We start from the raw sequence: 275 nt of genomic DNA, 5'->3' as shown, positions 1-275 counted from the left end.
AGGATGCTGTCGAGGTTGTCGGACAGCTTGTCCAGACGCTCGTGCAGGGTGCGATATTGCTGGATGAGGCGCTGACAGAGTGGCGCGGCGTCTTCGGAGCGTTCGCACAGCATCTGGGTGCATTGACGCTCCAGCGGAATGATGAAGCCCTGCATGTACTCGAGAATGTAATCCACCACCTCACGCATCATGCGGAAGTCGGGACGCTCACCACTGACGAGCGTCTTGTGGCGGTGCGAAAGCACGTGCAGCAGACGGGCCATGTTGGCGTGGTC

General features: G+C 60.0%; 1 protein-coding gene. It reads right to left on the bottom strand.

All coding sequences use genetic code 11. The features are described 5' to 3' along the window. The coding region (locus R0J88_RS19970) for a hypothetical protein (RefSeq protein WP_410900871.1) at positions 1-275 on the bottom strand (275 nt) is incomplete at both ends.

It is taken from the genome of Pseudoalteromonas sp. SIMBA_162 (assembly GCF_046535955.1).
Taxonomy (GTDB): Bacteria; Pseudomonadota; Gammaproteobacteria; order Enterobacterales; family Alteromonadaceae; genus Pseudoalteromonas; species Pseudoalteromonas marina.
This window is presented reverse-complemented; position numbering and strand designations above follow the sequence as displayed.